Consider the following 25489-nt stretch of genomic DNA (forward strand, 5'->3'; position numbering starts at 1 on the left):
AGTGGCCACTCCGGAAAGCGAGATAAGGTAAGCCTTGCCTTATAGATCGAAAAATCGGAGTGAGTCGTGCGCACATCGGGGTTGAGAGCCGTCCTGGCCATGTCCGTGGTCGGCGGACTGATGGCCGGATGCGCGTCGTCGGAGAGCGGCGGGAGCAGCGAGAGCGGCGGCGGCAAGAGCGACCGCAACCTCGTCGCCGGCGCCTCCGCGGGCCCCTCCGCCGCCCCCAGCGCCCTCGCCGACGGCATGGGTACGAAGGCGGCCGACGGCGAATTCCCCCGTACTGTCAGCCACTTCAAGGGCAGGACGGAGATCGCGGCGGCGCCGAAGCGAATAGCCGTACTCAGCACCGGGCAGCTCGACGACCTGCTCACCCTGGGAGTCGTACCGGCCGCCACCACCCGCGCCGACAACGCCGGACTCGTACCCGGCTACCTCGCCGACGCATTCCCCCAGTACAAGAAGCAGCTCGCGAAGATGACCGACGCGGGGACCCGGGCCGCGCCCAACCTCGAAACGCTGGCCACCGCCAAGCCCGACCTCATCCTCGCCAACGACTCGCTCGGCGACCTCTACCCCAAGCTGTCGAAGATCGCCCCGACCGTCATCACCGCGGGCAACGGCATCAACTGGAAGCGGGACCTGCTGCTCGTCGGCGACGCCGTCGGCAAGGGAGGGCAGGCGCGGAAGCTCCTCGACGAGCACGCGGACGAGGCCGCCGCCGCGGGCACGAAGGTCGACGGGAAGAACACGGCCGTCTCCATGCTGCGGTTCACGCCCGACCGGACCCGGATGTTCGGCGTCTCCTCCTTCACCGGTTCGATCGCCGTCGACATGGGGCTCGGACGGCCCAAGTCCCAGCAGTTCAACGCCATTTCGGAGGACATCGGCGCCGAGAGCATCGACACCGCGGACGGCGACTGGATCTTCTACTCCGTGCAGGGCGCGCAGGACAAGACCGACGCCGGCAGCGTTCTCGCCGGGCCGCTCTGGAAGTCGATGAAGGCCGTCGAGGCCGGGCACGCCGTCAAGGTCGACGACGACCCCTGGTACCTCAACGCGGGCCCCACCGCGGCCGACCTGGTCGTGAAGCAGCTCACCGAGTCACTCGGCAAGTAGATTCGCGAGCACGTGACCACGCGCACCGCGACCGTACGCACCTCCTGGCTGGTGGTCGCCCTTCTCCTCACGCTCGTCGCGGTGGCCCTGAGCCTTGCCGTCGGCACCCGGCAGGTGCCGCTGTCCGCCGTGCTCGACGCGCTGGTGCACGGCGGCGGTTCACGGGACGCGCTGGTCGTACGGTCGCTGCGGCTGCCCCGCACCGCCGTCGGGCTCACCGCGGGGGCCGCGCTCGGGGTCGCGGGGGCGGCGTTGCAGGCCGTCACCCGCAATCCGCTGGCCGATCCGGGGATCCTCGGACTGAGCCAGGGTGCCGCGGCCGGAGTGGTGTTCGCGATCACGGGCGGACTGGCGAACGGCTTCGGCGGCTACGTCTGGTTCGCCTTCGTGGGCGCGGTCGTCGCCGCCTGTCTGGTGTACGCCGTCGCCTCGCGCGGCCGGGGCGGCGCCTCGCCGGTCAAGCTCGCGCTCGCCGGGACCGCGCTGTCCGCGATGGTCGGCGGCGCCACCACCGTGGTCCTGACGTCGAGTTCGGCGACGCTGGACCAGTTCAGGTTCTGGCAGGTGGGCGCGCTCAGCGGACGCGACGCGGGGACGGTCGGGCAGATGCTGCCCTTCCTCGTCGCGGGCGCGCTGCTGGTGCTCGGCTGCGCCCGCGGCCTGGACGCACTCGCCCTCGGCGACGACACCGCGCGCGCACTGGGCCACAAGGTCCGGCGCGTACGGGTCTGCGCGGCACTCGGCGCGACCGTCCTGACCGCCGCTGCGGTGGCCGCCGCCGGGCCGATCGCCTTCATCGGCCTCGCCGTACCGCACCTGGCCCGTCGCCTCGTCGCGGGCGGCCACCGCTGGACCCTGCCCCTCTCCGCCCTGCTCGGCGCGGCCCTGCTGCTCGCGGCGGACGTCGCGGGACGGGTGGTCCGCGCGCCCGCGGAGGTACCGGCCGGGGTCATGACGGCACTCGTGGGCGTACCGGTCCTGGTCGTTCTCGTACGCCGGAAGGGAGCGGCTTCATGACAACGGCATCCCGGCGCCCGACCAAGCGGACGACACCCCCAGGACCGTCCCCGGACCCGACCTACCCCCACTCGGCAGGCCTCTCCGTACTCCGCCGCCGCTCCTTCTCCCTGCTCCTGCACCGCCGCTCGGCGGCCGTGGTCGCCGTACTGCTGCTCCTCCTGGCCGGCGTCGTGGTGCTCTCGGCGTGCGTCGGGCAGACGTACGTGTCGCCGGGCGAGGTCTGGCGGGTCCTGCGCGGCCACGGCGGCCCGTACGACCTGATCGTCGGGGAGCTGCGGGTCCCGCGGATCGTGCTCGGCGCGCTGGTCGGCGCCGCGTACGGGCTCTCCGGGGCCCTCGTGCAGACCGTGACCCGCAACCCGCTGGCCAGCCCGGACGTCATCGGCGTCGGCCACGGGGCGGCCGCAGCCACGGTCCTGGCGCTCGCCACGGGTACGGTCGCCTCCCCCGGCGCGCTCCCGGCGGTCTCCGTCGCGGGCGGGCTCGGGGCCGCGGCGCTCGTGTACGCACTGGCCTGGCGGCACGGCATGCAGCCCAGCCGGTTCGTGCTGACCGGGGTCGGCATCGGGGTGGCCCTCTCCGCGGTCGTCCAGCTGTATCTCACGGAGAGCGAGCTGGCCGCGGCCGAGCAGGTCAAGCTGTGGCTGACCGGCAGCCTCAACGGCCGCGGCTGGGAGCAGGCGGGCCCTCTGGCCTGGGTGCTTCTCCTCGCCCTGCCCGCCCTGGTGTGGGCGAACCGGGCCCTGCGCCCGCTCGGCCTCGACCCCGACACGGCCGCCGCGCTGGGTGTCCGCGTACACCGGACCCAGCTCGCCCTGACCGTCCTGGGCGTGATCCTCGCGGCGACGGCCACGGGAGCGGCGGGCCCGATCGGCTTCGTAGCCCTCACGGCCCCCCAACTGGCCCGCCGCCTGACCCGCACCCCCCAACTACCGCTGGCGGCATCGGCGTTGACGGGGTCGGCGATCCTGGTAGCGGCCGACCTGGCGGCCCGCACGCTGATGCCCCCACTGGAAATCCCAGTGGGGGCACTCACGGCGCTGGTGGGCGGCCCGTACTTGCTGTGGCTGCTGGCAGGCGGCCAGGGTCGTGGCCGCGCGCTCTAGAGGACAGGGGCGCAGCCCCGTCCTCCAGGGGCGCGGGGAACTGCGCGACCAGCCACAACGAACCCGCAGCCAAACAAGCGCACCCCAGCGGAGCGAACCCGTGGAACTAGATCGTCGCGGCGTCGATCACGAACCGGTACCGCACATCGCTGTTCAGCACCCGCTCGTACGCCTCGTTGATCTCACCCGCGCTGATCAGCTCGATCTCCGCCCCGAACCCGTGCTCGGCACAGAAGTCCAGCATCTCCTGGGTCTCCTGAATGCCACCGATCCCGGACCCCGCAAGGGTCTTACGGCCACCGATCACCGAGAAGAGGTTCAGTGAGACGGGCTCCTCGGGCGCGCCCACGTTCACGAAGGCGCCGTCCGTCTTGAGGAGGGACAGGAAGACGTCCAGGTCCAGCGGGGCGGACACGGTGGACAGGATCAGGTCGAAGGAGCCGCGCAGTTCCTGGAAGGTCTGCGGGTCGCTGGTCGCGTAGTAGTGGTCGGCGCCCAGCTTCAGCCCGTCGTCCTTCTTGCGCAGGGACTGCGAGAGAACGGTCACCTCGGCACCCAGGGCGTGCGCGATCTTGACGCCCATGTGGCCGAGACCGCCCATGCCGAGGACGGCGACCTTCTTGCCGGGACCGGCGTTCCAGTGCTTGAGCGGGGAGTACGTGGTGATGCCGGCGCACAGCAGCGGCGCTGCCTCGTCGAGGGCCAGGCCCTCGGGGATACGGACGGTGAAGGCCTCGTCGACGACGATGTGGGTCGAGTAGCCGCCGTAGGTGGGCTCGCCGTCCTTGCCGATGGCGTTGTACGTGCCGACGTTGCCCTGGGTGCAGTACTGCTCAAGGCCCGCCTTGCAGTTCTCGCACTCACGGCAGGAGTCGACCATGCAGCCCACGCCGACGCGGTCGCCGACGGCGAACTTGGTGACGCCCGGGCCGACCTCGGTGACGATGCCGGCGATCTCGTGGCCGGGGACCATCGGGAAGATGGCCTCGCCCCAGCCCTCGCGGGCCTGGTGGATGTCGGAGTGACAGATGCCGGCGAACTTGATCTCGATCAGAACGTCGTGCTCGCCGACCGGGCGACGCTCGATGGTCGTGCGCTCCAGCGGAGCCTTGGCGGCGGGAGCGGCGTATGCGGCGACAGTGGTCATGCCGGGGGTTCTCCTAAGGAGGGGTTCTGCGCCCGGCCTGCCTTCCGGCCGGGCACGGCGTCCAGCCTGCTCCTGATCACGGCGGTCACCCAGACCACGGCTTTGCGTACGTTCGCTGGTCCTACTACTGATAGGGGCAGGTTCGTATGCGTACGACCGTGAATACTGGACGTATGGATGAACAGCCCTCTCAGGAGTCCGCGGGGCGGTCGGGACAGGCGGGGCAGGAGTCGGGGCGCCCGCTGGACCGGCGTGCCGAGCTCAGCGAGTTCCTGCGCACGCGCCGGGCCCGGCTGAAGCCGGAGGACGTGGGGCTGCCGGACTTCGGGCGGCATCGCCGGGTGCCCGGGCTGCGCCGCGAGGAGCTGGCGCAGCTGGCCGGGGTGTCCGTGGCGTACTACACCCGCCTTGAGCAGGGCAACGGGCGGAACGTGTCCGCGGAGGTGCTCGACTCGATCGCGCGCGCTCTGCGGCTGACGGGGGCCGAGCACGCGCATCTCACGCATCTGGCGAAGCCGAAGCAGCACAAGAAGAAGCCGTCGGTCCGGCCGCAGCAGGTGCGGGTCGCTCTGCGGGAGCTGATCGACACGTTCGACGGTGTGCCCGCGTATGTCGTGGGGCGGCGGTCGGAGATTCTCGTCTGGAACCGGATGGCCGCGGCCGTTTTCGGGGACTGGTCGGAGGTGCCGCCGCAGGAGCGGAACTGGGCGCGGATGGTGTTTCTCAAGCCGGAGTATCGCGAGCTGTTCGTGGAGTGGGAGCAGAAGGCTTCCGACATGGTGAGTTTTCTGCGGATGGACGCGGGATGCCACCCCGACGATCCGCGCCTGTCGGCCCTGGTCGGCGAGCTCTCCGTGAAGAGCGAGGAGTTCCGGCGGCTCTGGGCGAACCACGACGTCAAGGAGAAGAGCCATGGCGTCAAGCGGCTGCACCATCCTCTCGTCGGCGAACTGACCCTCTCCTTCGAGTCCTTCCGCCTCGTCGACGACGACGAACAGTCGATGATCACCTACCACGCGGAGCCGGGTTCCCCCTCCGCCGAAGCCCTCCGCCTCCTCGCCAGCTGGGGCAGGGACGCGACCCGCGCGGGCACGTCAACGCCGCAGGCGTAGCTTTTTCGCCCCCGCCGCCCCTACCCGTCCCGTCCCTGGGGGCTGCGCCCCCAGACCCCCGCTGAATTCAGCCCCTCCGGCGTTTGAGGAGCGGGGGTTCGGGGGCTGGCCCCCGAAAAGGGACGGGAATGGGTAGGGGCGGCGGGGGCGAAGGAAATCCCGGTCGGAGCGGCGTCAGCCCTGGTACGGCGGGGCCGCGCCCCATGTCCACTTGGGTACCGGCTGCTCCGCCGGAGGCACCGCGTCGGGGCCGGAGAAGTAGACGGCAAGCCGAGTCCCCCACTCCGCGTACGCCACGAACGCGGAGCGGAACTCGGCATCGGAAGGAAGCCCCGCATCATCCGCCGCGTCCTGGAGAAGGTTCACCCACCTCCGCCGCTGCACCTCTGTGATCCCCCTCCCGAGATGCTTCGCGACCATGTGCCCATGCCCACCCTGCGTCTCGGAGTACCCGGCAGGCCCCCCGAACACCTCCCCGAGCCACAGCGCGACATGCGACGCGTGCTCGGGAGCGAGGCCCTCGAAGACCGGCGCCAGGACGTCGTCCTTGAGGACCTTGTCGTAGAAGACCTCGGTGAGCCGGTCGAAGGCCTCGGCACCCCCGGCCCAGACGTACAGCGTCGGCACGGACGCCCCCGTACCCCGTACCGTCGTCGGTTTGTAGTGCCGCATCTCCTCGATGGAGCTGATGTACGGCCGGATCTCGGCGAGGAATTCCTCGAAGAGCTCGGACTTGCGGAAGCCCTCGATGTGGTCCTCGGTGGAGGTCCAGGTGATGCGGAGCACGAAGTGCTCGAAGTCCTCCTCGCAGCGCGCCAGTTCGTAGTCGACACACTGCGGGGCCGCGGCGAGCTGGGCGGCGGCCCGGGTGTAGGCGGCGAGGAACTCCGCCGACTGCTGCTCGGGAATGCGGTACCGGATGTACTCAACGGTGTGCGCTGTCATGCCCCCACACAAACACGGACGGCCCGCGGAAGCTGCACTTCCGTCGGGCCGTTCGCGTATGTCAGCGTTCAGCGAACCACGGGACCGTGGATCAGAGATCAGAGATGAGAGATCAGCCTTCGGGGCCGGCCCTCAGGACCGGCCCCGCCGGCTCACTTCCCGTAGTACGCGTTGTAGATCGAGATCGTCGACTTGTTGTTCTTCTTGTCGGTGATCTTCGCGTGGAACGAGATGCCCTTGCCCTTGGCCGGGTTCGTCACGCCGATCTTGCCGTTCTTGACGGTGACCTTCTTCCAGGTCTGGCCGTAGTCGTAGGACACGTACACCGACAGCGACTTGAGGTTCTTGCCGGCGGCCGAGCCCTGGACGGTCACCGGGATGGAGACCTTCTTGCCGGCCGGGGCCTTGCTGTCCAGTCCGACGGCCGCGTTGAAGCGGACGGAGGAGGTGGGCAGCGCTGCGCTGGTGACCTTCTTGGAGCGGAAGGTCCAGCTGGCGTCGATGCGGGTGGAGGCCGCCGCGACCTTGACGCTCCGCTTGACCGAGGTGGTCAGCTTGTACGAGGCGTCGCCGGCCGGGACCTTGAAGACTCCCTCGCCGAACAGCGGGTCCGCGTTCGAGCCGACCTTGGTGCCGTTGCGGTAGAGCGTCGTGGTGACCGACGAGAAGAGCGAGGAGCCGGCGTGGGTCTTGCCGTCGGCGAACAGCGGCAGGTAGCCGTAGATCTCGTTGCCGTCGCGCTGGATGCCGAAGCCGGAGCCGACGCGCGGACCGAAGACCGCCGTGTTGTAGATCTTCTCGTAGCTCTTGCCCGCCTTGAAGGTCTGGGCGCTGCCGAGCGTGTAGTAGGCCTCGGTGATCGGGAAGCCGTCCGGGTCGACCCCGCCGTGCTGCTCGAAGTCCTGCTCCCACTTCACGCCGTTCGCGGTGGAGACATGCACCTTCCGCGTGCTGGGCAGCGTCTGCGAGACCCCGATCGAGGAGGCGCTGAAGCTTCCGGGCAGCCAGCCGGTGGTGTTGACCGCGCCCTTCTTGCCGCTCGTCGAGGCACCCAGGCCGACCTTCAGGGTGGCCAGTTCGCTCGCCTTGTAGTGCTTGGTGTAGCCGGTGGCGACCTTCTTCACCTTGCCGCCCGCGACGGTGTTGTACTCCTCACCGTCCTTGGCCCAGTGACCGCCCCACTGCTGGAACAGCGAACCGTCCGTGATCTCCGGACCGGCGTGCGCGGTACGGAAGTTGGCGTACGTGTCCAGCCACCAGCCGAACCCGTAGGCGTTGTTGCCCACCTCCACCATGTAGTCCGGCGACGCGAACTCCGACTTGGCGGCCGTGTCGGGCACGGTGACGTCCACCGGCTTCGCGGTCCGCGCGTCCACCGTGATCGTGACGTTCTTCGAGATGCTCAGCTTCGGCTGGGCCACCCAGTCGGCGCCCTTGGTGAAGTCCTCCGGGTCGACGAAGAACGCCGAGTTGAGGATGAATCCGCCCTTGGGCACGCGGACCTTGACCGTGCCGGACTCGTCGTACGGCGAGAACCACTTCTCAGCGGCCGCACCGGAGACACCGGTCAGGCTGGCGTCGTAGTACTTCGCCGGGTTGCCGTCACGGTCGATCATCTTGAGCGTGACGTCGTACGACTCCACCTCGCGCTGCACCGCCGCCGCCGTGCGGACGCTCTGGCCGCCGCCGGTCGCGGTCACGTACGCGGAGTAGCCGCCGTCGAGCGTGCCGCCCAGCTTGGTGTTGACCGTGAGGTCGGCGGAGGCCGTGCCGCCCGCCGGGACGGTCAGCGTCTTGGCGCCGAGCGTGAAGAAGCCGGCCGGAGCGGCCTGGCCCTTCGGGTTGGTGGCGGTCGCGGAGAGGCTCAGCGTGACATCGGCGGTGCCGAGGTTCTTGTACGTGATCTTCTTCGTGACCGGGGTGTCGTCGGTGTGCGGCCACTGCTGGATGCCGAAGCTCACGGACGACGGGTCGGCGAGCACGGTCTGCTTGATGGCCTTGTCGACCTGGATGCGGCCCGAACCCTGCTGGAACGGCGTGTACTTGCCGCCCTTGGTGGAACCGGTCAGCGCGGCCTTGAGCTCGGTGTACGTCCAGTCCGGGTGCTGCTGCTTGAGGATCGCCGCGGCGCCCGCGACATGCGGGGTGGCCATCGACGTACCCGAGATCGTGACGTAGCCGGCGGGCTTCTCGCCGACCTCCTGGGCGATGATGCTGCCCTTGGCCGAGGCGGCGGTGGTGTCCACGCCGGGTGCGGTCACGTCGGGCTTGATGGCGCCGTCGAGGCCGGGGCCGGTACTGGAGAACTCGGCCAGCTTGTCGGTGTCGTCGACGGCGCCGACGGTGAGCGCGGCGGCCGCGCTGCCCGGGGAGCCGACCGTCTGCTCGCCGAACTCGCCGGAGTTGCCGGCGGCTATCGCGAAGAGAATGCCCTTCTCCTCGGACAGCTTGTTGACCTGGGCCTCCAGTGGGTCCACCTCGGGGGTGTCGCCGCCGCCGAGGCTTAGGTTCACGACGTCGGCGCCCTGTTCGGCCGCCCACTCCATGCCGGCGAGGATGCCGGAGTCGTCACCGAAGCCGGTGTCGTCGAGGACCTTGCCGTTGAGCAGCTGGGCTCCCGGCGCGACGCCCTTGTACTTGCCCGCGGACTTGGCGCCCGTACCGGCGGCGATGGACGCGACGTGCGTGCCGTGGCCGTACTTGTCGGTCGTGTCGGGGGCGGCGGAGAAGTTCTTCTCGGCGACGACCTGGTCCTTGAGGTCCGGGTGGGTCGTGTCGACACCCGTGTCGAGGACGGCGATCTTGACGCCCTTGCCGTCGAACCCGGCGGCCCAGGCCTTGTCGGCGCCGATCTGCTTGACGGACTTGTCGAGGCTGGCCTTGCGGACGCCGTCGAGCCAGACATGGGCGATGCCGGAGGCGGTCCGCGCGGTGCCGCCCTGCGCGTCGGTGACCGCGGCCCAGAGGTCGGTGGCGTCGGCCTTCGGCGTCAGCACCGCGTCCGCGTTCAGCGACTTGAGGGTCCGGCGGATCTTGGTGTCGCCGGCGTCACGGACGTCGGCCTTCGCCGCCGCGGCCGCGCCGCGGTATCCGACGATCAGCTTGAGGCCCTGCTTCTGGGCCTTGCGGTTGGCCGACTTGTTGAGCTCGGTGACGTCGAAGAGCCGCTGGTCGAGCTTGCCGGTGGCGATCAGCCGCGCGGCGTCGGCCGGCACGACGAGGGTGTGCCCGCCGGCCGTGCGGATCTGGACGGGTATCCCCTCGCGGCCCTTGGCCCGCTCCAGGCCGACGACGCGGCCCTTGGCGTCGACGACCACGCGGTCGCCGGTGATCAGGGTGATGCGGTGCTTGGGCGTGGTCGGCACGGCCGAGTCGGCTGCCGCGGTCCTGGCCTCCGCCGACGCCGGGCTGGTCATGCCCGCCGCCAGGGCCACGGCTGCCGCCGCGGCGATCGTGGCCACGCACGCTCTTTTCACTTGTCTGCGCAAGTCTCCCCCTGGAGATGCAGGTCCGGGATGAATCCCCGTTCATCCGGCCGGGGGACGTCCCGTACGCATGCTCGCGCGTAACCCCCCGGAATACTCAGTATGCCGGGGGGTGAACAGGCGCTCAATAGTGAGACGGCTGTTATGAGTTCGCGTTTTCCTTCACGGTGATCCTTCCCTTGCGGATCGTGGCGAGCCGGGGGGCCTTTTTCGCGATCGCCGAATCGTGCGTGACCATGATGAAAGTGAGCCCGTGCTCCTTCCACATGGTTTCGAGTACGTCCATGATCTCGTCGCGCATGGACTCGTCGAGGTTTCCGGTCGGTTCGTCGGCGAGGAGCACCTTGGGCTGCTTGACCAGGGCACGGGCGATCGCGACGCGCTGCTGCTGACCGCCGGACAGCTCGGCCGGCAGATGCCCGAGCCGCTCGGCGAGCCCCACGGAATCCAGTGCCGCCGCGGCCCGTTCACGCCGGTCCTTGACCTTCAGCTTCAGGGGTACGAGGGCGGTTTCCACGTTCTCCTGGGCGGTGAGCGTGGGAATGAGGTTGAAGCTCTGGAAGACGAAGCCGATGTTCTCGCTGCGCACCTTGGTGAGCTTGGTCTCGGACAGTCTGGCGAGATCCGTACCGTCGAGCTCGACGCTTCCGGCGGTGGGCCGGTCGAGTCCGCCGAGCATCTGCAGAAGGGTGGACTTGCCACCGCCGGTGGGGCCCTGGATGACCAGCCGGTCACCGTCCCCGATGGTCAGGTCGACCCCGTCGAGCGCGTCGACGGACTCCTTGCCCCGCTTGTAGCGCTTGGTGACGCCTCTGAGTTCGTACATGGTGCAACTCCTGGGATGCGTAAGGGGGTTGGCGCCCGCCGCGACGCGCGGCCGGGCAGGCGCCCGAGGCGGCCGGCTATTCGACGCGGCGCAGGGCGTCCGCGGGGCGCAGGCGGGAGGCGCGCCAGCCGCCGAAGGCGCCCGCGATCAGGCCGCCGGTGACGGCGAGGCCGACCGCGAGGGCGATCGTGCTGAGGGCGACGGGCGCGGTGAGCGCCACGTCCAGGGCCTTGGACGCCGTCTCGCGGGCGGGTCCGCCCATGCCGCCACCGGGGCCACCGCCGCCGGGGCCGCCGAGCGCCCCGCCCGTGGAGCCGACCTCGGCCTGGAGCGTCGGGCTGATCGCGGTGACGACATAGGCGCCACCGAGGCCGAGCGCGATACCGAGGGCGCCGCCGACCAGGCCGTTGACGACGGCCTCGCCGACGACCTGCCGGGTGACGCGGCCGGACTTCCAGCCGAGCGCCTTGAGGGTGCCGAACTCCCTCACACGGCGGGAGACGGCGGAGGAGGTGAGCAGGCCCGCGACCAGGAACGCGGCCACGAGCACCGCGATCGACAGCCACTTGCCCACGTTGGAGGCGAGATCGGAAGCCGTGGAGAGGGAGCCGGAGACCGTGTCGGCGAGGTCGGCGGAGGTGGTGACGGTGGTACCCGAGATGTTCTTCTGGATGGTCGACTTGACCGCGCTGATCTGCTGCGAGTCGGACGCCTTGACGTAGATCGTGGTGACCTTGTCCTTGGAGTCGCTGAGCGTCTGCGCCTGCTTGAGCGGGATGTAGAGGTTGGCCGCCGCGTCCCCGCTGTCGGGCGTCGCGATGCCGATGACCTTGTACTTGACGCTCTTGATGGTGACCGTGTCACCGAGGGCGAGCTTCTTCTCCTTGGCGTACGACTTGTCGGCGACGACGACCTTGGCGTTGGTCTCGGAGGACTTGAAGGTCCGGCCGCTGGTGATCTTCGAGGAGGTCAGCGGGCCGAGCGCGGGCTTGGTGACGTCGGTGCCGTAGACGGAGTAGTTGTTGACGTCGAAGTCGGCGCCGCCGCCCTCGACCCGGCCCTCCGGGGACTGCTGGGCGCCGGGCTGGCCGCCCTGCTGGTTGCCGCCACCGCCCTGCTGGTCCTGCTGGAACTGGCCCTGGCGGAACTGGCCGCTGACCTTGATGACTTGAAGGCTGAGCCCCCCTACGGCGTCCGAGACACCGTTCTGTGTGCCGACCTTGGAGACCGTGCTGGTGGCCAGGGTCTGGAAGCCCTGCACCATGACGCGGTCGCTGCTCTGTTCTTCGTCGGAGTCGCTGCCCCGGGCGTCGAACTGGAAGCGCGGGCGCTCGCCCGTGCTCGACTGTGCCTGGGCCGCCTTGGTGACCGTCATGTCCGTGCCCAGTCCGTACAGCGACTGGAGGACCTTGCCCTGCGCCTTCTCCATGCCGGACGACACGGAACTGACCACGATGACCAGGGCGATGCCCAGGGCGAGTCCGGAGGCGACGACGAGCGCCGCCTTTCTGCGGCGGCGCAGTTCGCGCCTCAGGTAGGTGAAGAACATGGCCGAAAGCTAGGGACACCGCGTGATGGCGGGATAAGGCCCGCATAAGAGAAGGATGAGAACACTGTGCGCCGCCACGGAACCCTGTGAGAACGCCGAGGGCGGTTGTCCGTACGAGTCGTACGGACAACCGCCCTCGGGACGGGAAACGGGTTCGGTCAGACGGCCGAACCGGCCTTCCACGCCGCCCAGTCCAGGTTCCAACCGTTGAGGCCGTTGTCCGGGGCGATGGTCTTGTCACCGGTGTTCCGCACGTCCACGACGTCACCGACGATCGAGTGGCTGAAGAACCAGCCGCCCGGCGTGTTCGGGTCGTTGGCGCCCTTCGTGTCCGACAGGCCGACGCAGCCGTGGCTGGTGTTGACGCTGCCGAAGATGGACTTGGCGCCCCAGTAGTTGCCGTGGATGAAGGTGCCGGAGTTCGACAGACGCATCGCGTTCGGGACGTCCTTGATGTCGTACTCGCCCTTGCCGTCGTCGTCCGTGAAGCCCACGGTCGCGCCGTTCATCCGGGTCTCCTTGAACTTCTCGGAGATCACCATCTGGCCCTGGTACGTCTTGTTCTCGGGCGAACCGGCGGAGATCGGGATCGTCCGGATGGTCTTGCCGTCCTGCGTGACCTTCATCGTCTTGGTCTGCGCGTCGACGATCGAGACCTGGTTGCGGCCGATCTTGAAGGTGACCGTCTTCTGCTGCACGCCGTAGACACCGTCGGCGCCCTCGACGCCGTCGAGGTTCAGCTTGAGCGTGACGGTCGAGTTGCCCTTCCAGTACTCCTCGGGGCGGAAGTCGAGCCGGTTGGCGTTGAACCAGTGGCCGACGACCTCCTGGCCGCTGCTGGAGGAGACGGTGATCCCCTTCTGCACGTCGGCCTTGTTGGTGATGGCCTTGTCGAAGTTGATCGAGACCGGCATGCCGACGCCGACGGTGGAACCGTCCTCGGGCGTGAAGTTGCCGATGAAGCTGTTGGCCGGGGAGACCGTCGTGAACGACGCGTTCTCGTGGGCGGCGCGGCCGTCGGAGTCCTTGGCCGTCGCGGCGATCTTGTAGGCGGTGGCGCGCTCCAGCTGGGCGCTGGGCTTCCAGCTCTTCTTGTCCGCGGATATCTCACCCGCGACAGCCGCGCCGGCCGCCGTCTTCATGGTCACGTCGGTCAGCGTGCCCTTGGTCACAGTGACGGCCGCGGCGCTGTTGATGGAGGCGTTGTCGGAGCCGTCCTTGGGTGTGATCTTGATCTGGGCCTCGGAGGACTTCTTGGCCGCCGCCTCGTCGACCTTGGCCTGCGAGGTGCTGTCACCGCCTTCGCCCTTGGGGTCGTCGTCGCCGCCTCCGCTGCACGCAGAGAGCACCAGCACCCCGCCGAGCAGTGCGGACGCGACCGTGAGGCCCTTGCGCCGCTTACTGTCCGTCATCACACGCTTCTCCATCGTTGCCGAATCCCCAAAACCCCGAGAGTCCCCGTAACACCTGTAAACGCTACGACCGGTTCGTCCCGTTCCACACCCTTCCCAGGTGTGGGGCACACCACGTCGATCCATTTCGGCCCACGTCGGATCGTCCTCGATCCGGCCGGTGCGGCTGTTACGACTGGTGCGGGTGTCGGTCACTGCGCCCCTTGAGACGACAGAACCCCGGATGGCGGTTGCCGCCCGGGGTCACGATTCTCCCAAGCCGCCTCAGCCGACCAATTCTTCCTCGTCTCCGGCCTCATCATCCTCGTCGAGGTCCCAGTCCGGCGAATCGGGGTCGTAGTCGATCAGTTCGGTGCTCCAGGAGGCCTGCGCGAGTTCGACCCCGGCCACCTCGCTGACCAGGTCGAACGGGTCGACGAGGTACGCGAGGGCCTCGGCAGTGTCTTCCGTCACTGCGCTCTCGGCGTGCGCCCGCTCGTCGCCGGGGAGCTCGGGGTCCTCCGCGATGCGCCCCAGCGCAGCCTTGGTGAGCGCGTTCTCGTCGTCGACCTCGACGACCAATTCGACGCGCAACCGCACAAAACGTGATGTCTCAGGAGTGCTCATACGTCGGAGAGTACGGCTCATCGCCACCGTGACTTTCCTGTGACCCGCACCTTTCACTAACATCGCCCCACACGGCCAATTCGCCAGCGTCACAAGGGGATCGATATTCCGTGTCCGCACGTCGATCGTTGCTGACCGCCACCGCCGCGGGGACCCTGCTGGGCGCCCTGTGGTTCGTCCCGTCCGCCAATGCGACCGGGGACGGGACGGCAGAACACAGAACACAGACAACGACGACCACGACCCTGCAGACCAAGGCGGGGGACGAGACCGGGACGTCCGACGCAGAGGACGCGGTCGGCACAGAGGGCGGAGAGGCCGCGGAGGGCGCGGCCAAGAACACCTCCGTCCGCACACAACTGGCCGACACGGGAAGCTTCGACACGACCCCGTACGTGGTCGGCGGCACCCTGCTCCTCGGCCTGGGCGCCGGTTTCGTGGTGTATTCGGTACGCCGGGAACGTATGACCTTGTACTGAGAGCCCCTGCCGCACGGGTGCCCGTTCGCCCCGGCACAGCGATATCCGCCCCCTTTCAGCCATTTCGCGGCATCCTCGAAGGAAGACCGGCGAGAGAGGGTCGGACCCGTTTACAGTCCGTGGGGTTCACGCACGCACTCCCTGTCGCTTCTCCGTACCGCGTGAACAGGGAGTGGCCCACGTGAAGATCGTCTTCCTGCTGCACAACGCCTATGCCATCGGCGGCACGGTGCGCTCGACGCTCAACCTCGCCGGTGCGCTGGCCGCGCGGCACGAGGTGGAGATCGTCTCGGTCTTCCGCAGCGAGGACAGACCCCTGCTCGGCGTGAACCGCAAGGTCCGTCTCGTCCCGCTCGTCGACGAGCGCCCCGCCGCGCCGACGTACGACGGCGGAAACCCGCTCATGGCGCGCCCCTCCACGGTCGTACCCCCCGCCGAGGTCCTCGCCCACCGCTACAACGAACTCACCGACGAGAGGCTGCGCGACTTCCTGGAGGGGACGGACGCGGACGTCGTCGTCGCGACCCGCCCGGCACTGGTGGTCTTCCTGGCCCGGCACGGCTCACGCCGCTTTCTGCGCGTCGGACAGGAGCACCTGTCGTACGACAACCACGTCCCGGACGTACGCGCCGCGCAGAACGAGGCCTTCCGGCACCTGGACGCCTTCGTCACCGTCTCCGCCCAGGACGCGGCCGACCACCGCGCCCACCTGCCCGGGCTGCGGACGCGGATCATCGACATCCCGAACGCCGCGCCCCGCCCGAAGGCCGAACGCTCCGACGTACAGGCCCCGTTGGTGATCGCCGCGGGCCGGCTGATGCCGGTCAAGCGCTACGACCTGCTGATCGAGGCCTTCGCCCGGGTCGTCGCCGTACGGCCCGAGTGGCGCCTGCGGATCTACGGCCAGGGGCCGGAACGCGCCAATCTTCGCGCAGCCGTCGACGCACACCGGCTGAACGACCATGTGTTCCTCATGGGACCCCACCCGACGATGGAGACCGAGTGGCCCAAGGCCTCCGTCGCCGCCGTGAGTTCGGACTGGGAGTCCTTCGGCATGACGATCCTGGAGGCCATGCACGCCGGCGTCCCGGTGGTGGCGACCGACTGTCCGCACGGCCCCGGCGAGATCATCACCGACGGCTCCGACGGACTCCTCGTACCGCCGGGAGACGCGGACGCGTTCGCGGCGGGACTGCTGAAGCTGATCGAGGACACGGACCAGCGCCGGCTCTTGGGCGAGGCCGCCAGGGAGACCGTCCAGCGGTTCGCACCCCGCGGGATCGCGGACCGGTACGAGCGCCTGTTCGCCGAACTCCGCGAGGCCCGCACCTCGACGACGACAAAGGTCACTCGCCGCGTACGCCGAGCGCTCACGGCGCTGCTCCCCCAGAACTCACGCCCCCGCCCCGAGGAGGCGCCCCCGGCCGCCCCACCGGCCGCGGACGACCGACCGCGCGCCCTGCGCCCGAAGGCCGGCTGCACGACCGACTCCACCGGCGGCGTACGGATCACGGTGAACGCGTCGGGGGTGTCCGGCGAGAGCCTCACCCTGGTCCTGCGCCACCGGCACGGAGAAGACGAGGAACGCGTTCCGCTGAATCCCCCGACGGGCCCGAAGTCGCCCTGGACCGCGGAACTGCCCCACGCTCGACTGGCTCTGGCGGAAGGCCGTTGGGACCTGCACGTCGAACGCGTGGAGGACGGCACACGCCGTCGCCTCAAGGCAGGACTCGTCGAGCAGCGCGGCCTGCTGAGCGCGAGACCGGTTCCGGGGAAAGCCTTCGCCTGGTGGATCCCGTACGCGACGAAGGACGGCTACCTGGCCCTGCGGACCTTCCGCCGCCCGGCCCACGCGGAAGCCACCGCCCTGCGCACCGACGACGACTCGCTGTCCGTCGAAGGCACGCTCCACGGGGCGGTCCTGGGCGAGGACGCGGTCCTGCTCGGCGTCTCCCGCGAAGGCGAGGCCCACAACTTCACCACACCGGCGAGAGCCACCGGGGAACAGACGTTCCGGGCCCGCATCACGACGCTGCCCCGCCCCGGCGAGGCGGACAAGCCCCTGTGGGACCTCTTCCTGCGCCCCTCCGAAGCCGCCGCCCCCGTACGAGTGGGCCGCATCACCGACGACATCGTCGACCGCAAGCCCACCACGAAACACCCGAGCACGACGCTGACCACCCCAACGGGCAAGTCAGTGCGGGCCCACTACTTCTTCACGACGACGAACGACGTGGCGATCAGCGCCCCGTAGGGGGCGCGACGAACTGGGCCCCGTAAGGGGCGCGGGGAACTGCGCGACAAGCCACGAACAACCCGCAGCCGCCAACCCACATCCCCCGCCGAACTGTCAGGCGGACCGACGCCCGCCACCCTGGCCTCCGCGCGCACGCGAAGAACCCGCACCACCACGCCCCCGCGAACCCCCACCGGTGCCGACGCCGGACCGCGTCCCGGCAGGCGCCCCACGCCCGCCCCCACCCCGCCGAGCCCGCGGCTGCGACTTCGGCTGAGCCTGCGCGGCAACCGGCTCGGGTACGGGAATGACAACAGGAACCCCGGACGGCTCCCGAGCCCCCGTGATCCGTACGAGCTCCTCGTCGCTCGACCTGATCTGAGCCGTCCGCGGACTGATCCCGGCGTCGGCCATCAGCCGGGTCATCTCCCGCTTCTGCTCGGGCAGGACGAGCGTGACGACGCTCCCGGACTCCCCCGCGCGAGCGGTACGCCCGCCCCGGTGGAGATAGTCCTTGTGGTCGACCGGCGGATCGACGTTCACGACGAGGTCGAGATCGTCGACGTGGATCCCACGCGCGGCGACGTTCGTGGCGACGAGCGCGGTCACAAGACCGGTCTTGAACTGGTCGAGCGTCCGGTTGCGCTGCGGCTGCGAGCGCCCGCCGTGCAGCGCGGAGGCCTTCACACCGTTGGCGAGCAGCCGCTTGGCGAAGCGGTCGGCCGAGCGCTTGGTGTCGACGAAGAGGATCACGCGTCCGTCGCGGGCGGCGATCCGCATCGCGACGGCCTTCTTGTCGGTCTCGTCGGCGACGTGCAGCACGTGGTGCTCCATCGTCGTCACCGCGCCCGCGGAGGGGTCGACGGAGTGCACGACGGGGTCCGTGAGGAACATCCGTACGAGCTTGTCGATGTTCTTGTCCAGCGTCGCCGAGAACAGCATGCGCTGGCCGTCCGGCTCGACCTGGTTGAGCAGCGCCGTGACCTGGGGCATGAACCCCATGTCGGCCATCTGGTCGGCCTCGTCGAGGACGGTGATCCCGACCTGGGCGAGGGTGCAGTCGCCCCGGTCTATCAGGTCCTTGAGGCGCCCGGGCGTGGCCACGAGCACCTCGGCGCCGCGCCTCAGCAGACCGGACTGCTTACCGATGGAGAGCCCGCCGACGACGGTCGCGAGCCGCAGGTTCACGGCCGTGGCGTACGGCGTGAGCGCGTCGGTGACCTGCTGCGCGAGCTCGCGCGTGGGCACGAGGACGAGCGCGAGCGGCGCCTTGGGCTCGGCACGACGGCCGGCCGTGCGGGCCAGCAGCGCGAGGCCGAAGGCGAGGGTCTTGCCCGAGCCGGTGCGGCCCCGGCCGAGGATGTCGCGCCCGGCGAGGGAGTTGGGGAGCGTCGCGCCCTGGATCGGGAACGGCTCGATGACCCCCTGGGCGGTGAGGGTCTTGGTCAGCGCGGCCGGCATGTCCAGCGCGTCGAAGGACTCGACGGCGGGCAGCGCGGGCGTCAGCGTCTGCGGCAGGGTGAACTCCCGCGGCGCCGTCGACTGCTGGGACGGCTTCTTGCGTACGTTCCTTGCGCCGCCGTTGGCGGAAGCCGCAGGGGCTCCGCCGCGTGTGCCACGAGAGCCACGGGAACCCCGGGAATTCGCCGGGCGTTTGCCGGCGGGTCGTTCAGGACGTTCGGATCGAGTCATGCTGGATCTGGAATTCCTTCCTGGGCCTCACGGTTTTCCCGTGTTCAAGGACACACGGACAGCACAAGCCGGGGCCCGCACCCGAAGGTGCGGGCCCCGGCTCGCGTGTTACGCGTCCCGGAATTAGGCGGGGACGATGTTCTCCGCCTGCGGGCCCTTCTGACCCTGCGTGACGTCGAAGGAGACCTTCTGGCCCTCCTGCAGCTCACGGAAGCCCGAGGTGGCGATGTTCGAGTAGTGGGCGAAGACGTCGGCGCCGCCGCCGTCCTGCTCGATGAAGCCGAAGCCCTTTTCCGCGTTGAACCACTTCACGGTGCCAGTAGCCATGTCATTTCTCCAAGATAGGTGGCTCCCATCCGGAAATGACCGGAAAAACAAAACGCGCCTGAGAGAGGATTCCTTTCAGGCGCACAAAGTTAATGGGTACCAAAAACGTTTCGTTAGGAACCCTAGCACAGATTTCGGTGGGGGCGTCGCGACGCCCCGGCGCCCCCACCTCGTACACCCGAAGGAACCCGGGAAATTCCTATGCCAGCGGGCCCGTGACGGGTTCCACGGCCTCGACCAGGTGGCCGCCGCGCACGAACGTGTCCGCGGCCGCCAGGTCCGGCGAGAGGAAGCGGTCGGGGCCCGGGCCCGCGACACCGGCGGCGCGGGCGGCGGAGATCGCGGCCTGCGAGGCGGGTGCGGGGGTGAGGCCGGTGCGCAGCTCGATGGCGCGCGTGGCGGCGTACAGCTCGATGGCGACGATCCGGGTCAGGTTGTCGACGGCCGTACGGAGCTTGCGGGCGGCCGACCAGCCCATCGAGACGTGGTCCTCCTGCATGGCGGAGGACGGGATGGAGTCGGCGGAGGCCGGGACGGCGAGCCGCTTCATCTCGCTGACCAGGGCGGCCTGCGTGTACTGGGCGATCATCAGGCCGGAGTCGACACCGGCGTCGTCCGCGAGGAACGGCGGCAGGCCGTGCGAGCGGTTCTTGTCGAGGAGCCGGTCCGTACGGCGCTCGGTGATGGAGCCCAGGTCGGCGGCGGCGATGGCGAGGAAGTCCAGGACGTAGGCGACCGGGGCGCCGTGGAAGTTGCCGTTCGACTCGACGCGGCCGTCGGGCAGGACGACGGGGTTGTCGACGGCTGAGGCGAGTTCGCGGTCGGCGACCAGGCGGGCGTGGGTCATGGTGTCGCGGCCGGCGCCCGCGACCTGCGGGGCACAGCGCACGGAGTAGGCGTCCTGGACGCGGGGGGCGTCGTCCTGGTGGTGACCGGTCAGCTCCGAACCCTTCAGCACGGCCAGCATGTTGGCGGCGCTGGCGCCCTGGCCCGGGTGGGGGCGGATGGCGTGCAGTTCGGGGGCGAGGACCCGGTCGGTGCCGAGGAGCGCTTCGAGGGAGAGGGCCGCGGTGATGTCGGCGGACTTGTAGAGGGTGTCGAGGTCGGCGAGGGCCATGACCAGCATGCCGAGCATGCCGTCGGTGCCGTTGAGGAGGGCCAGGCCCTCCTTCTCGCGCAGTTCGACGGGCTCGATGCCGTGCGCGGCAAGGAGTTCACCGGCGGGGCGAATCGTTCCGTCCGGGCCCTCCGCGTCCCCCTCGCCCATGAGCGTCAGGGCGCAGTGGGAGAGCGGCGCGAGGTCGCCGGAGCAGCCGAGCGAGCCGAACTCGTGGACGACCGGGGTGATACCGGCGTTCAGGATGTCGGCCATGGTCTGCGCGACGGACGGACGGACGCCGGTGTGGCCCGAACACACGGTCTTCAGCCGCAGGAACATCAGGGCGCGGACGACCTCGCGCTCGACGTGCGGGCCCATTCCGGCGGCGTGCGACCGCACGATGTTGCGCTGCAGCTGGGCGCGCAGCTCCGGGCTGATGTGCCGGGTCGCGAGGGCTCCGAAGCCGGTGGAGACCCCGTACACGGGCTCCGGCTTGGCCGCCAGCGCGTCCACGATCTCGCGGGCCGCGGCGAGCGCGGACACCGCCTCGTCGGAGAGCTCGACCCGGGCGCCGCCGCGCGCCACAGCGAGAACGTCGGACGCGGTGACACCCGTCGTCCCCACCACCACAGTGTGCATATCCATATTCAGGAGCGTACGCAGTGAATGCCTTGGTGTCACTAGTGGGTGGCGGGTTGGGTCCTTACACACAGGACCCCACAGGGACCAGAAGGGACGGACGGGGCCGCCCTACCGGCGGCCGCGGAAGCGCCGGCGTTCGGCCGCCGCGGGCGGGGGTGCGTCGGCGAGGCGTACGACGGGGTCGTCCGGCCCCTCGCGGCCCGCGACGACGGGCTTGGCGGAGCGTACGGCCTTGGCGCGGTACTGGGCCGCGTCGGCGAGCCGGAAGAGCCGCCGGGCCGAGCGGACGGGCCCGAGCGGGTCCTCGGTGGAGGCGACCCCGCACGCGACGCCCTCGCCGAGCTCCAACTCGGCGGCGCGGCGGCACAGTTCGTCGGCGACGCGCACGACCTCGTCGGCGGCCGGGCCCACGGCCAGCAGACAGAACTCGTCACCGCCGAGGCGGGCGGCGAGCGTGCCGGGCAGCATCGCGCCGCACAGCGAGAGGACGGACCCGAAGCGCTCCAGGAGCCGGTCGCCGACGGCGTGGCCCCGGGTGTCGTTGACGCGCTTGAGGCCGTTGAGGTCGCAGACGACGAGGCTCACGACCACGCCCTCGGCACGGTGGCGTTCGATGGCCTCGTCCAGCCGCATGTCCACGGCACGGCGGTTCGCGAGGCCGGTGAGCGCGTCGGTGAAGGCGAGGCGGCGGGCCTCCTCCAGGCGTTCGGTCTGTGCGATCCCGGCGGCGACCACGGAGGCGAGGACGGTCGCGAAGTCGGCGTCGGCGCGGTCGAAGACGGGGGCTCCGGCCGGGCGGGCGACGTACAGCTCGCCCCAGGCGCGCCCGTGCATGACGATCGGCGCGACGACACAGCACCCGCGGCCGCGTCTGCGCAGGGCGGCGACGCGCTGATGGCAGTACCCGGCGTGCCCGGTGGCCGGCCCCTCGGCCGTCTCCACCCAGGCGTTGGGTCCGCCGCCGCCGACCCAGCGTTCGTGCAGGAACTCCGTGATCTCCGGGAACTGGTGCACGGGGTAGGCCTCGTCCTCCGGGAACTCCTCCTCGTCCCGGGCCCGGTCCCCCACGTTCGCCAGGACCCGCAGCCGGCCGAGCTCCCGCTCCCACACGGACAGCGCGGCGAAGCTCCCGCCCAGTGCCCGGCAGGCGCCGGCCGCCGCCGCGCGCCACGACTCCCGCGGGGCGTGCGCGGCGGCCATGCCCTGCGCCAGCGCCACCACGGCCCTCAACCGCACATCGTCACCGCCCATCACTCCAGGTTAGGTATGTTTGTAATGATTTGGGACATTGATGCGGCGAACAGGGGTCCGGGGCGGGCCTTTCCCTCCAGGCGACCGGCTGCGATGATCGGGACGCAGGGAAGTTAACCGCCGTTAACGTGGACCGTGAAGTGGACCGGGAGGGCCTCATGTCCGAGCAAGGCGCGGAGCAGCGGTTCGGGGAGTACGTCGTGGTGCGACGCCATACGTCGTCGTACGTCGCCGAGCTCGTCCTGGACCGGCCCAAGGCCATGAACGCCGTGTCGACGGACATGGCCCGCTCCATCGCCGCGGCGTGCGAGGCGCTGGCCGCTGACCGGGACGTCCGGGCGGTCGTCCTCACCTCCACCCACGAGCGGGCCTTCTGCGTCGGCGCCGACCTCAAGGAGCGCAACTCCCTCACGGACGCCGAGCTGGTCCGTCAGCGTCCGCTCGCGCGGGCCGCGTACACGGGCGTACTCGATCTGCCGATGCCCACCATCGCCGCCGTGCACGGGTTCGCGCTGGGCGGCGGTTTCGAGCTGGCCCTGGCCTGCGATCTGATCGTGGCGGACGGTACGGCCGTGGTGGGGCTGCCCGAGGTGTCCGTCGGCGTCATTCCCGGGGGCGGGGGTACGCAGTTGCTGCCGCGGCGGGTGGGTGCGGCGCGGGCGGCGGAGCTGATCTTCACGGCTCGGCGGGTGGAGGCGGCGGAGGCGCGGGAGCTGGGGCTGGTCGATGTCCTGGTTGCCGTGGGCGAGGACCGAGCGGAGGGGTTGGCCGTGGCCGGCCGTATCGCCGTCAACTCGCCCGTCGGGCTGCGGGCCGCCAAGCGGGCGCTTCGGCTCGGGCACGGGCTCGATCTCCGCGCGGGCCTGGAGATCGAGGACGCCGCGTGGCGCTCGGTCGCCTTCTCGGGCGACCGGGCGGAGGGGGTGGCGGCGTTCAACGAGAAGCGCCGCCCGGAGTGGCCCGGGGAGTAGTTCTTCGCCCCCGCCGCCCCTACCCATTCCCGTCACTTACTCGGGGGCTACGCCCCCGAACCCCCAAAAGACCAAAAGACTGCGCAGTTCCCCGCGCCCCTAAGTACCTGGGTACCTAGGGGCGCGGGGAACTGCGCGACAAGCCCCCACCGGGCCCGCACCCAAAATCGCACCCGCCGGGGTCTGGGGCGGAGCCCCAGGGGACGGGAATGGGTAGGGGCGGCGGGGGCGGAAGAAACCTTCGCGAACCCACAACCACCCCCGAACCGTCGGAGACGCCCCGTTCGGGTGATGGCGCACCCGACTCACCCCCAACCACCCCAGGACACGCATAACCTGCGCACCGCGACAGCGCGCCGGGGGGCGCCCTCGCATCGGGGAGGGGAACCGCATGCCACACACGGCAACGAAGCCGGCACCGGTCACACCGGAGACGACACCACCGGAACCGGTCACCGCCCGCCCCCGAGGACGCCACCGCAAACCCCGCCCCCGCCGAATCCTGTTCGCGGTGGGCGGCCTGGCCCTGGCCGCAGGAGCCCTGAGCCTCCTGCGAATGGCACCCCAGCCCACCGGCGGAGGCACCGGCGTGGAGGCAACGGACATCGACCCCAGCGCGGCCAGTTCGGCGGACAGCCCGACTCAGGACGACGCGGGAGCGGTACCCGTAGCCGCACCACCCACCGCAGGCGCGACCCCCTCGACCACGGCCACCACGGGCCCTTCGGGAGCCACATCAACCACCGAACCGAACGGACCGAACGGGCTGGACAACCCCAACGACTCCTACGGGCCGAACGGAGCGTCCGTCCCGGGCGCACAGCGCGGAGCCACAGGTCCGGCCGGAGTCCCAGGACCGGCGGCAGGCACCCGCAACCCCGCCCCCAACCCCTCCGACGCCCTCCAGGGCGCCCTCCCCATCACCACAACCCCACCCGCCCGAGCAGGTCGGCAACCGGCAGCGCCCCGACCCCCCGCCGCCACACCCTCGGCACCCGCGCCGACCCCGACATCGCCCGGCGCACCACAGAACCCCGCCCGCCCGGGCGCGGGCCTGTGCGTCCCGGTCGTGGGCCTGTGCTTCGACGGAAACGACAGCAACGACAGGTAGGAACGGGCAGGGAGAGGCCACCAACCGCTAGTTGCTGCGCCGCCTGAGCTGCCACGGCTCGACCACTCCCAGGCCTCGCACCGCCCGCTGCCACATCGGCTGAAGCGCGAAGCGGTAGGACGGCGGCTCCTCGCCCTCCTTCTCCGCGGCGGCGGCCTCGTCGGCGGCAGCGGTCTCGGAGGCGGGCGCGTCGCCGGTCCGGGTGAGTTCCTCGGCGAACGCCCCGTCCACGAGGACGGCGTCCTTCGGAGCTATCGAGGTCAACCGGGACGCGAGGTTGACGGTCGTACCGAAGACATCGCCCATACGGGTGGTCACCGTGCCGAAGGCGATACCGACGCGCAGCTCGGGCATCGTCTCGTCACCGGCCATGGTCTCGATCAGCCGCAACGCGATCTCGGCGGCGACGCCCGCGTCGTCGGCCGCGTACAGCACCTCGTCGCCCAGCGTCTTGATCAGGCGCCCGCCGTGCGCGGCCACCAGGTCCGCCGCGGTGGTCTCGAAGGCCTCGACGAGTTCGCCGAGTTCCTCCTCCTCCATGCGCCGGGTCAGCCGTGTGAAGCCGACCAGGTCGGCGAAGCCGACGGCGAGACGCCGGTCGACCATCTCCTCGTCGTCCGCGGCCTGCACGACGCGGCCGGTCGCGGCGGCGAGCTGGCGCCGCCAGACATAGACGAGGAACTCCTCCAGCTCGGGCAGGAGCAGCTCGACGAGGGGGTACGTGACCTCGGTGCGCGTCATGCCCGGTTCCGGGGGCTCGGTGAGGCCCTCCAGGAAGGAGTCGATCTGCCACTCGGCCAGCCGCGCGGTGGTCTGGCCGGTCGAACGGGCCACCTGGACCGCCATCGCCTCGCTGAGCAGCCCCGCCTCGACCAGTCCGGAGAGCCGGCGCAGAGCCAGTACGTCGGCCTCGGTGAGCGCCTTGGCCTGGCCGATGTCCGCGAAGCCCATGGCCCGCCAGAAACGGGTGGCCAGCTCCACGGAGACGCCCGCGCTGCGGGCGGCCTGGAAGGGGGTGTAGCGGCGCTCGGCACCGAGGATGAGCTGTTCGAGCCGCAGGGCCAGCGGATCCTCCTCGGAGGCGGCAGCCTGCGCCTCCGCACGGTCGGCCCGCTCACTCCGTCCAGCAGCCTCCGCCCGGCCCGAGGTCTCCGCCCGACCAGCGGTCTCCGCCCGGCCCTCGGTCGACGTCCCGCCCAATGTCTCCGCTGCTTCCGCCGCCTTCGCCCGATCCACCTGATCCGACGTCTCGGGCGCACTCGGCGCCCCATCCGGCGTCTCCGTCCGGTCCGGCGTCTCCGCCCGGTCCGTTCGGCCGTCCTGCGCGTCCACTCGGTCCTGTTCCTCCACCCGC

The 25489-nt window shown here is 70.4% G+C and carries 20 protein-coding genes; 8 read left to right on the top strand and 12 right to left on the bottom strand.

The window, feature by feature from the left end:
• Positions 1 to 66 precede the first annotated feature (66 nt).
• Genes JEQ17_RS17850 through JEQ17_RS17860 form a run of 3 tightly spaced genes read left to right on the top strand, consistent with a single transcriptional unit; the run spans position 67 to position 3245 of the window.
• Positions 67 to 1119: an iron-siderophore ABC transporter substrate-binding protein gene (locus JEQ17_RS17850; protein WP_234048245.1), complete on the top strand. Its 1053-nt coding sequence runs from the start codon at positions 67 to 69 to the stop codon at positions 1117 to 1119.
• Positions 1120 to 1167: 48 nt separating this feature from the next.
• Positions 1168 to 2136, top strand: a complete 969-nt coding sequence (locus JEQ17_RS17855; protein WP_200401552.1) for a FecCD family ABC transporter permease — start codon at positions 1168 to 1170, stop codon at positions 2134 to 2136.
• Positions 2133 to 3245 carry a FecCD family ABC transporter permease gene (locus JEQ17_RS17860; protein WP_200396175.1) on the top strand — a complete coding sequence of 371 codons (1113 nt, stop codon included), beginning with the start codon at positions 2133 to 2135 and terminating at the stop codon, positions 3243 to 3245. The genes JEQ17_RS17855 and JEQ17_RS17860 overlap by 4 nt, the downstream gene beginning before the upstream one ends.
• A 106-nt stretch (positions 3246 to 3351) precedes the next feature.
• Here the strand turns inward: JEQ17_RS17860 and JEQ17_RS17865 are convergent, their stop codons facing one another.
• Complete coding sequence (locus tag JEQ17_RS17865) at positions 3352 to 4392, bottom strand: NAD(P)-dependent alcohol dehydrogenase (protein ID WP_200396176.1); 1041 nt, start codon at positions 4390 to 4392, stop codon at positions 3352 to 3354.
• A gap of 173 nt (positions 4393 to 4565) precedes the next feature.
• Here JEQ17_RS17865 and JEQ17_RS17870 point away from each other — a divergent pair, with 173 nt between their 5' ends.
• Positions 4566 to 5504, top strand: coding sequence for a helix-turn-helix transcriptional regulator (locus JEQ17_RS17870; protein ID WP_200396177.1), 939 nt, complete (start codon positions 4566 to 4568; stop codon positions 5502 to 5504).
• A gap of 174 nt (positions 5505 to 5678) precedes the next feature.
• Here the strand turns inward: JEQ17_RS17870 and JEQ17_RS17875 are convergent, their stop codons facing one another.
• The 6 genes from JEQ17_RS17875 to JEQ17_RS17900 all read right to left on the bottom strand — a co-directional run bounded on the left by JEQ17_RS17875 (position 5679) and on the right by JEQ17_RS17900 (position 14327).
• Positions 5679 to 6449, bottom strand: a complete 771-nt coding sequence (locus JEQ17_RS17875) for a group II truncated hemoglobin (RefSeq protein ID WP_200396178.1) — start codon at positions 6447 to 6449, stop codon at positions 5679 to 5681.
• A gap of 152 nt (positions 6450 to 6601) precedes the next feature.
• On the bottom strand, positions 6602 to 9925 hold the full coding sequence (locus JEQ17_RS17880; protein ID WP_200396179.1) for a S8 family peptidase: 3324 nt from the start codon (positions 9923 to 9925) through the stop codon (positions 6602 to 6604).
• A gap of 151 nt (positions 9926 to 10076) precedes the next feature.
• Positions 10077 to 10760 (bottom strand): ABC transporter ATP-binding protein, encoded by a 684-nt coding sequence (locus JEQ17_RS17885; RefSeq protein WP_143636823.1) that lies wholly within the window; start codon positions 10758 to 10760, stop codon positions 10077 to 10079.
• Positions 10761 to 10836: 76 nt separating this feature from the next.
• Positions 10837 to 12309 (bottom strand): ABC transporter permease, encoded by a 1473-nt coding sequence (locus JEQ17_RS17890; protein WP_200396180.1) that lies wholly within the window; start codon positions 12307 to 12309, stop codon positions 10837 to 10839.
• 158 nt (positions 12310 to 12467) lie between these two features.
• On the bottom strand, positions 12468 to 13736 hold the full coding sequence (locus JEQ17_RS17895; RefSeq protein WP_200396181.1) for a L,D-transpeptidase: 1269 nt from the start codon (positions 13734 to 13736) through the stop codon (positions 12468 to 12470).
• 249 nt (positions 13737 to 13985) lie between these two features.
• The gene (locus JEQ17_RS17900) at positions 13986 to 14327 is read right to left on the bottom strand and encodes a hypothetical protein (protein WP_200396182.1); all 342 of its coding nucleotides are present in this window, start codon (positions 14325 to 14327) and stop codon (positions 13986 to 13988) included.
• A gap of 110 nt (positions 14328 to 14437) precedes the next feature.
• Here JEQ17_RS17900 and JEQ17_RS17905 point away from each other — a divergent pair, with 110 nt between their 5' ends.
• Together JEQ17_RS17905 and JEQ17_RS17910 are read left to right on the top strand one after the other, a co-directional pair.
• Entirely contained in the window at positions 14438 to 14806 is a 369-nt protein-coding gene (locus JEQ17_RS17905) for an LAETG motif-containing sortase-dependent surface protein (protein ID WP_234048246.1), read from the top strand.
• Positions 14807 to 14987: 181 nt separating this feature from the next.
• Positions 14988 to 17060: a glycosyltransferase family 4 protein gene (locus JEQ17_RS17910; RefSeq protein ID WP_200396183.1), complete on the top strand. Its 2073-nt coding sequence runs from the start codon at positions 14988 to 14990 to the stop codon at positions 17058 to 17060.
• 96 nt (positions 17061 to 17156) lie between these two features.
• Here JEQ17_RS17910 and JEQ17_RS17915 read toward each other — a convergent pair whose 3' ends face one another.
• The 4 genes from JEQ17_RS17915 to JEQ17_RS17930 all read right to left on the bottom strand — a co-directional run bounded on the left by JEQ17_RS17915 (position 17157) and on the right by JEQ17_RS17930 (position 22053).
• On the bottom strand, positions 17157 to 18734 hold the full coding sequence (locus JEQ17_RS17915; protein ID WP_200396184.1) for a DEAD/DEAH box helicase: 1578 nt from the start codon (positions 18732 to 18734) through the stop codon (positions 17157 to 17159).
• Positions 18735 to 18857: 123 nt separating this feature from the next.
• Entirely contained in the window at positions 18858 to 19061 is a 204-nt protein-coding gene (locus JEQ17_RS17920) for a cold-shock protein (RefSeq protein ID WP_053661143.1), read from the bottom strand.
• A 199-nt stretch (positions 19062 to 19260) separates the two neighbouring features.
• Entirely contained in the window at positions 19261 to 20799 is a 1539-nt protein-coding gene (gene hutH, locus JEQ17_RS17925; RefSeq protein ID WP_200401554.1) for a histidine ammonia-lyase, read from the bottom strand.
• Between the two features lie 111 nt (positions 20800 to 20910).
• On the bottom strand, positions 20911 to 22053 hold the full coding sequence (locus tag JEQ17_RS17930) for a GGDEF domain-containing protein (protein ID WP_200396185.1): 1143 nt from the start codon (positions 22051 to 22053) through the stop codon (positions 20911 to 20913).
• 158 nt (positions 22054 to 22211) lie between these two features.
• Here JEQ17_RS17930 and JEQ17_RS17935 point away from each other — a divergent pair, with 158 nt between their 5' ends.
• Positions 22212 to 23024 carry an enoyl-CoA hydratase/isomerase family protein gene (locus JEQ17_RS17935; RefSeq protein ID WP_200396186.1) on the top strand — a complete coding sequence of 271 codons (813 nt, stop codon included), beginning with the start codon at positions 22212 to 22214 and terminating at the stop codon, positions 23022 to 23024.
• Positions 23025 to 23415: 391 nt separating this feature from the next.
• Complete coding sequence (locus JEQ17_RS17940; RefSeq protein ID WP_200396187.1) at positions 23416 to 24135, top strand: RodZ family helix-turn-helix domain-containing protein; 720 nt, start codon at positions 23416 to 23418, stop codon at positions 24133 to 24135.
• A 27-nt stretch (positions 24136 to 24162) separates the two neighbouring features.
• Here the strand turns inward: JEQ17_RS17940 and JEQ17_RS17945 are convergent, their stop codons facing one another.
• Positions 24163 to 25335, bottom strand: coding sequence for an adenylate/guanylate cyclase domain-containing protein (locus JEQ17_RS17945; RefSeq protein WP_234048732.1), 1173 nt, complete (start codon positions 25333 to 25335; stop codon positions 24163 to 24165).
• Between the last annotated feature and the right edge of the window lie 154 nt (positions 25336 to 25489).

Origin of the sequence: Streptomyces liliifuscus (genome assembly GCF_016598615.1) — a bacterium.
In the GTDB taxonomy this organism is placed as follows: Bacteria; Actinomycetota; Actinomycetes; order Streptomycetales; family Streptomycetaceae; genus Streptomyces; species Streptomyces liliifuscus.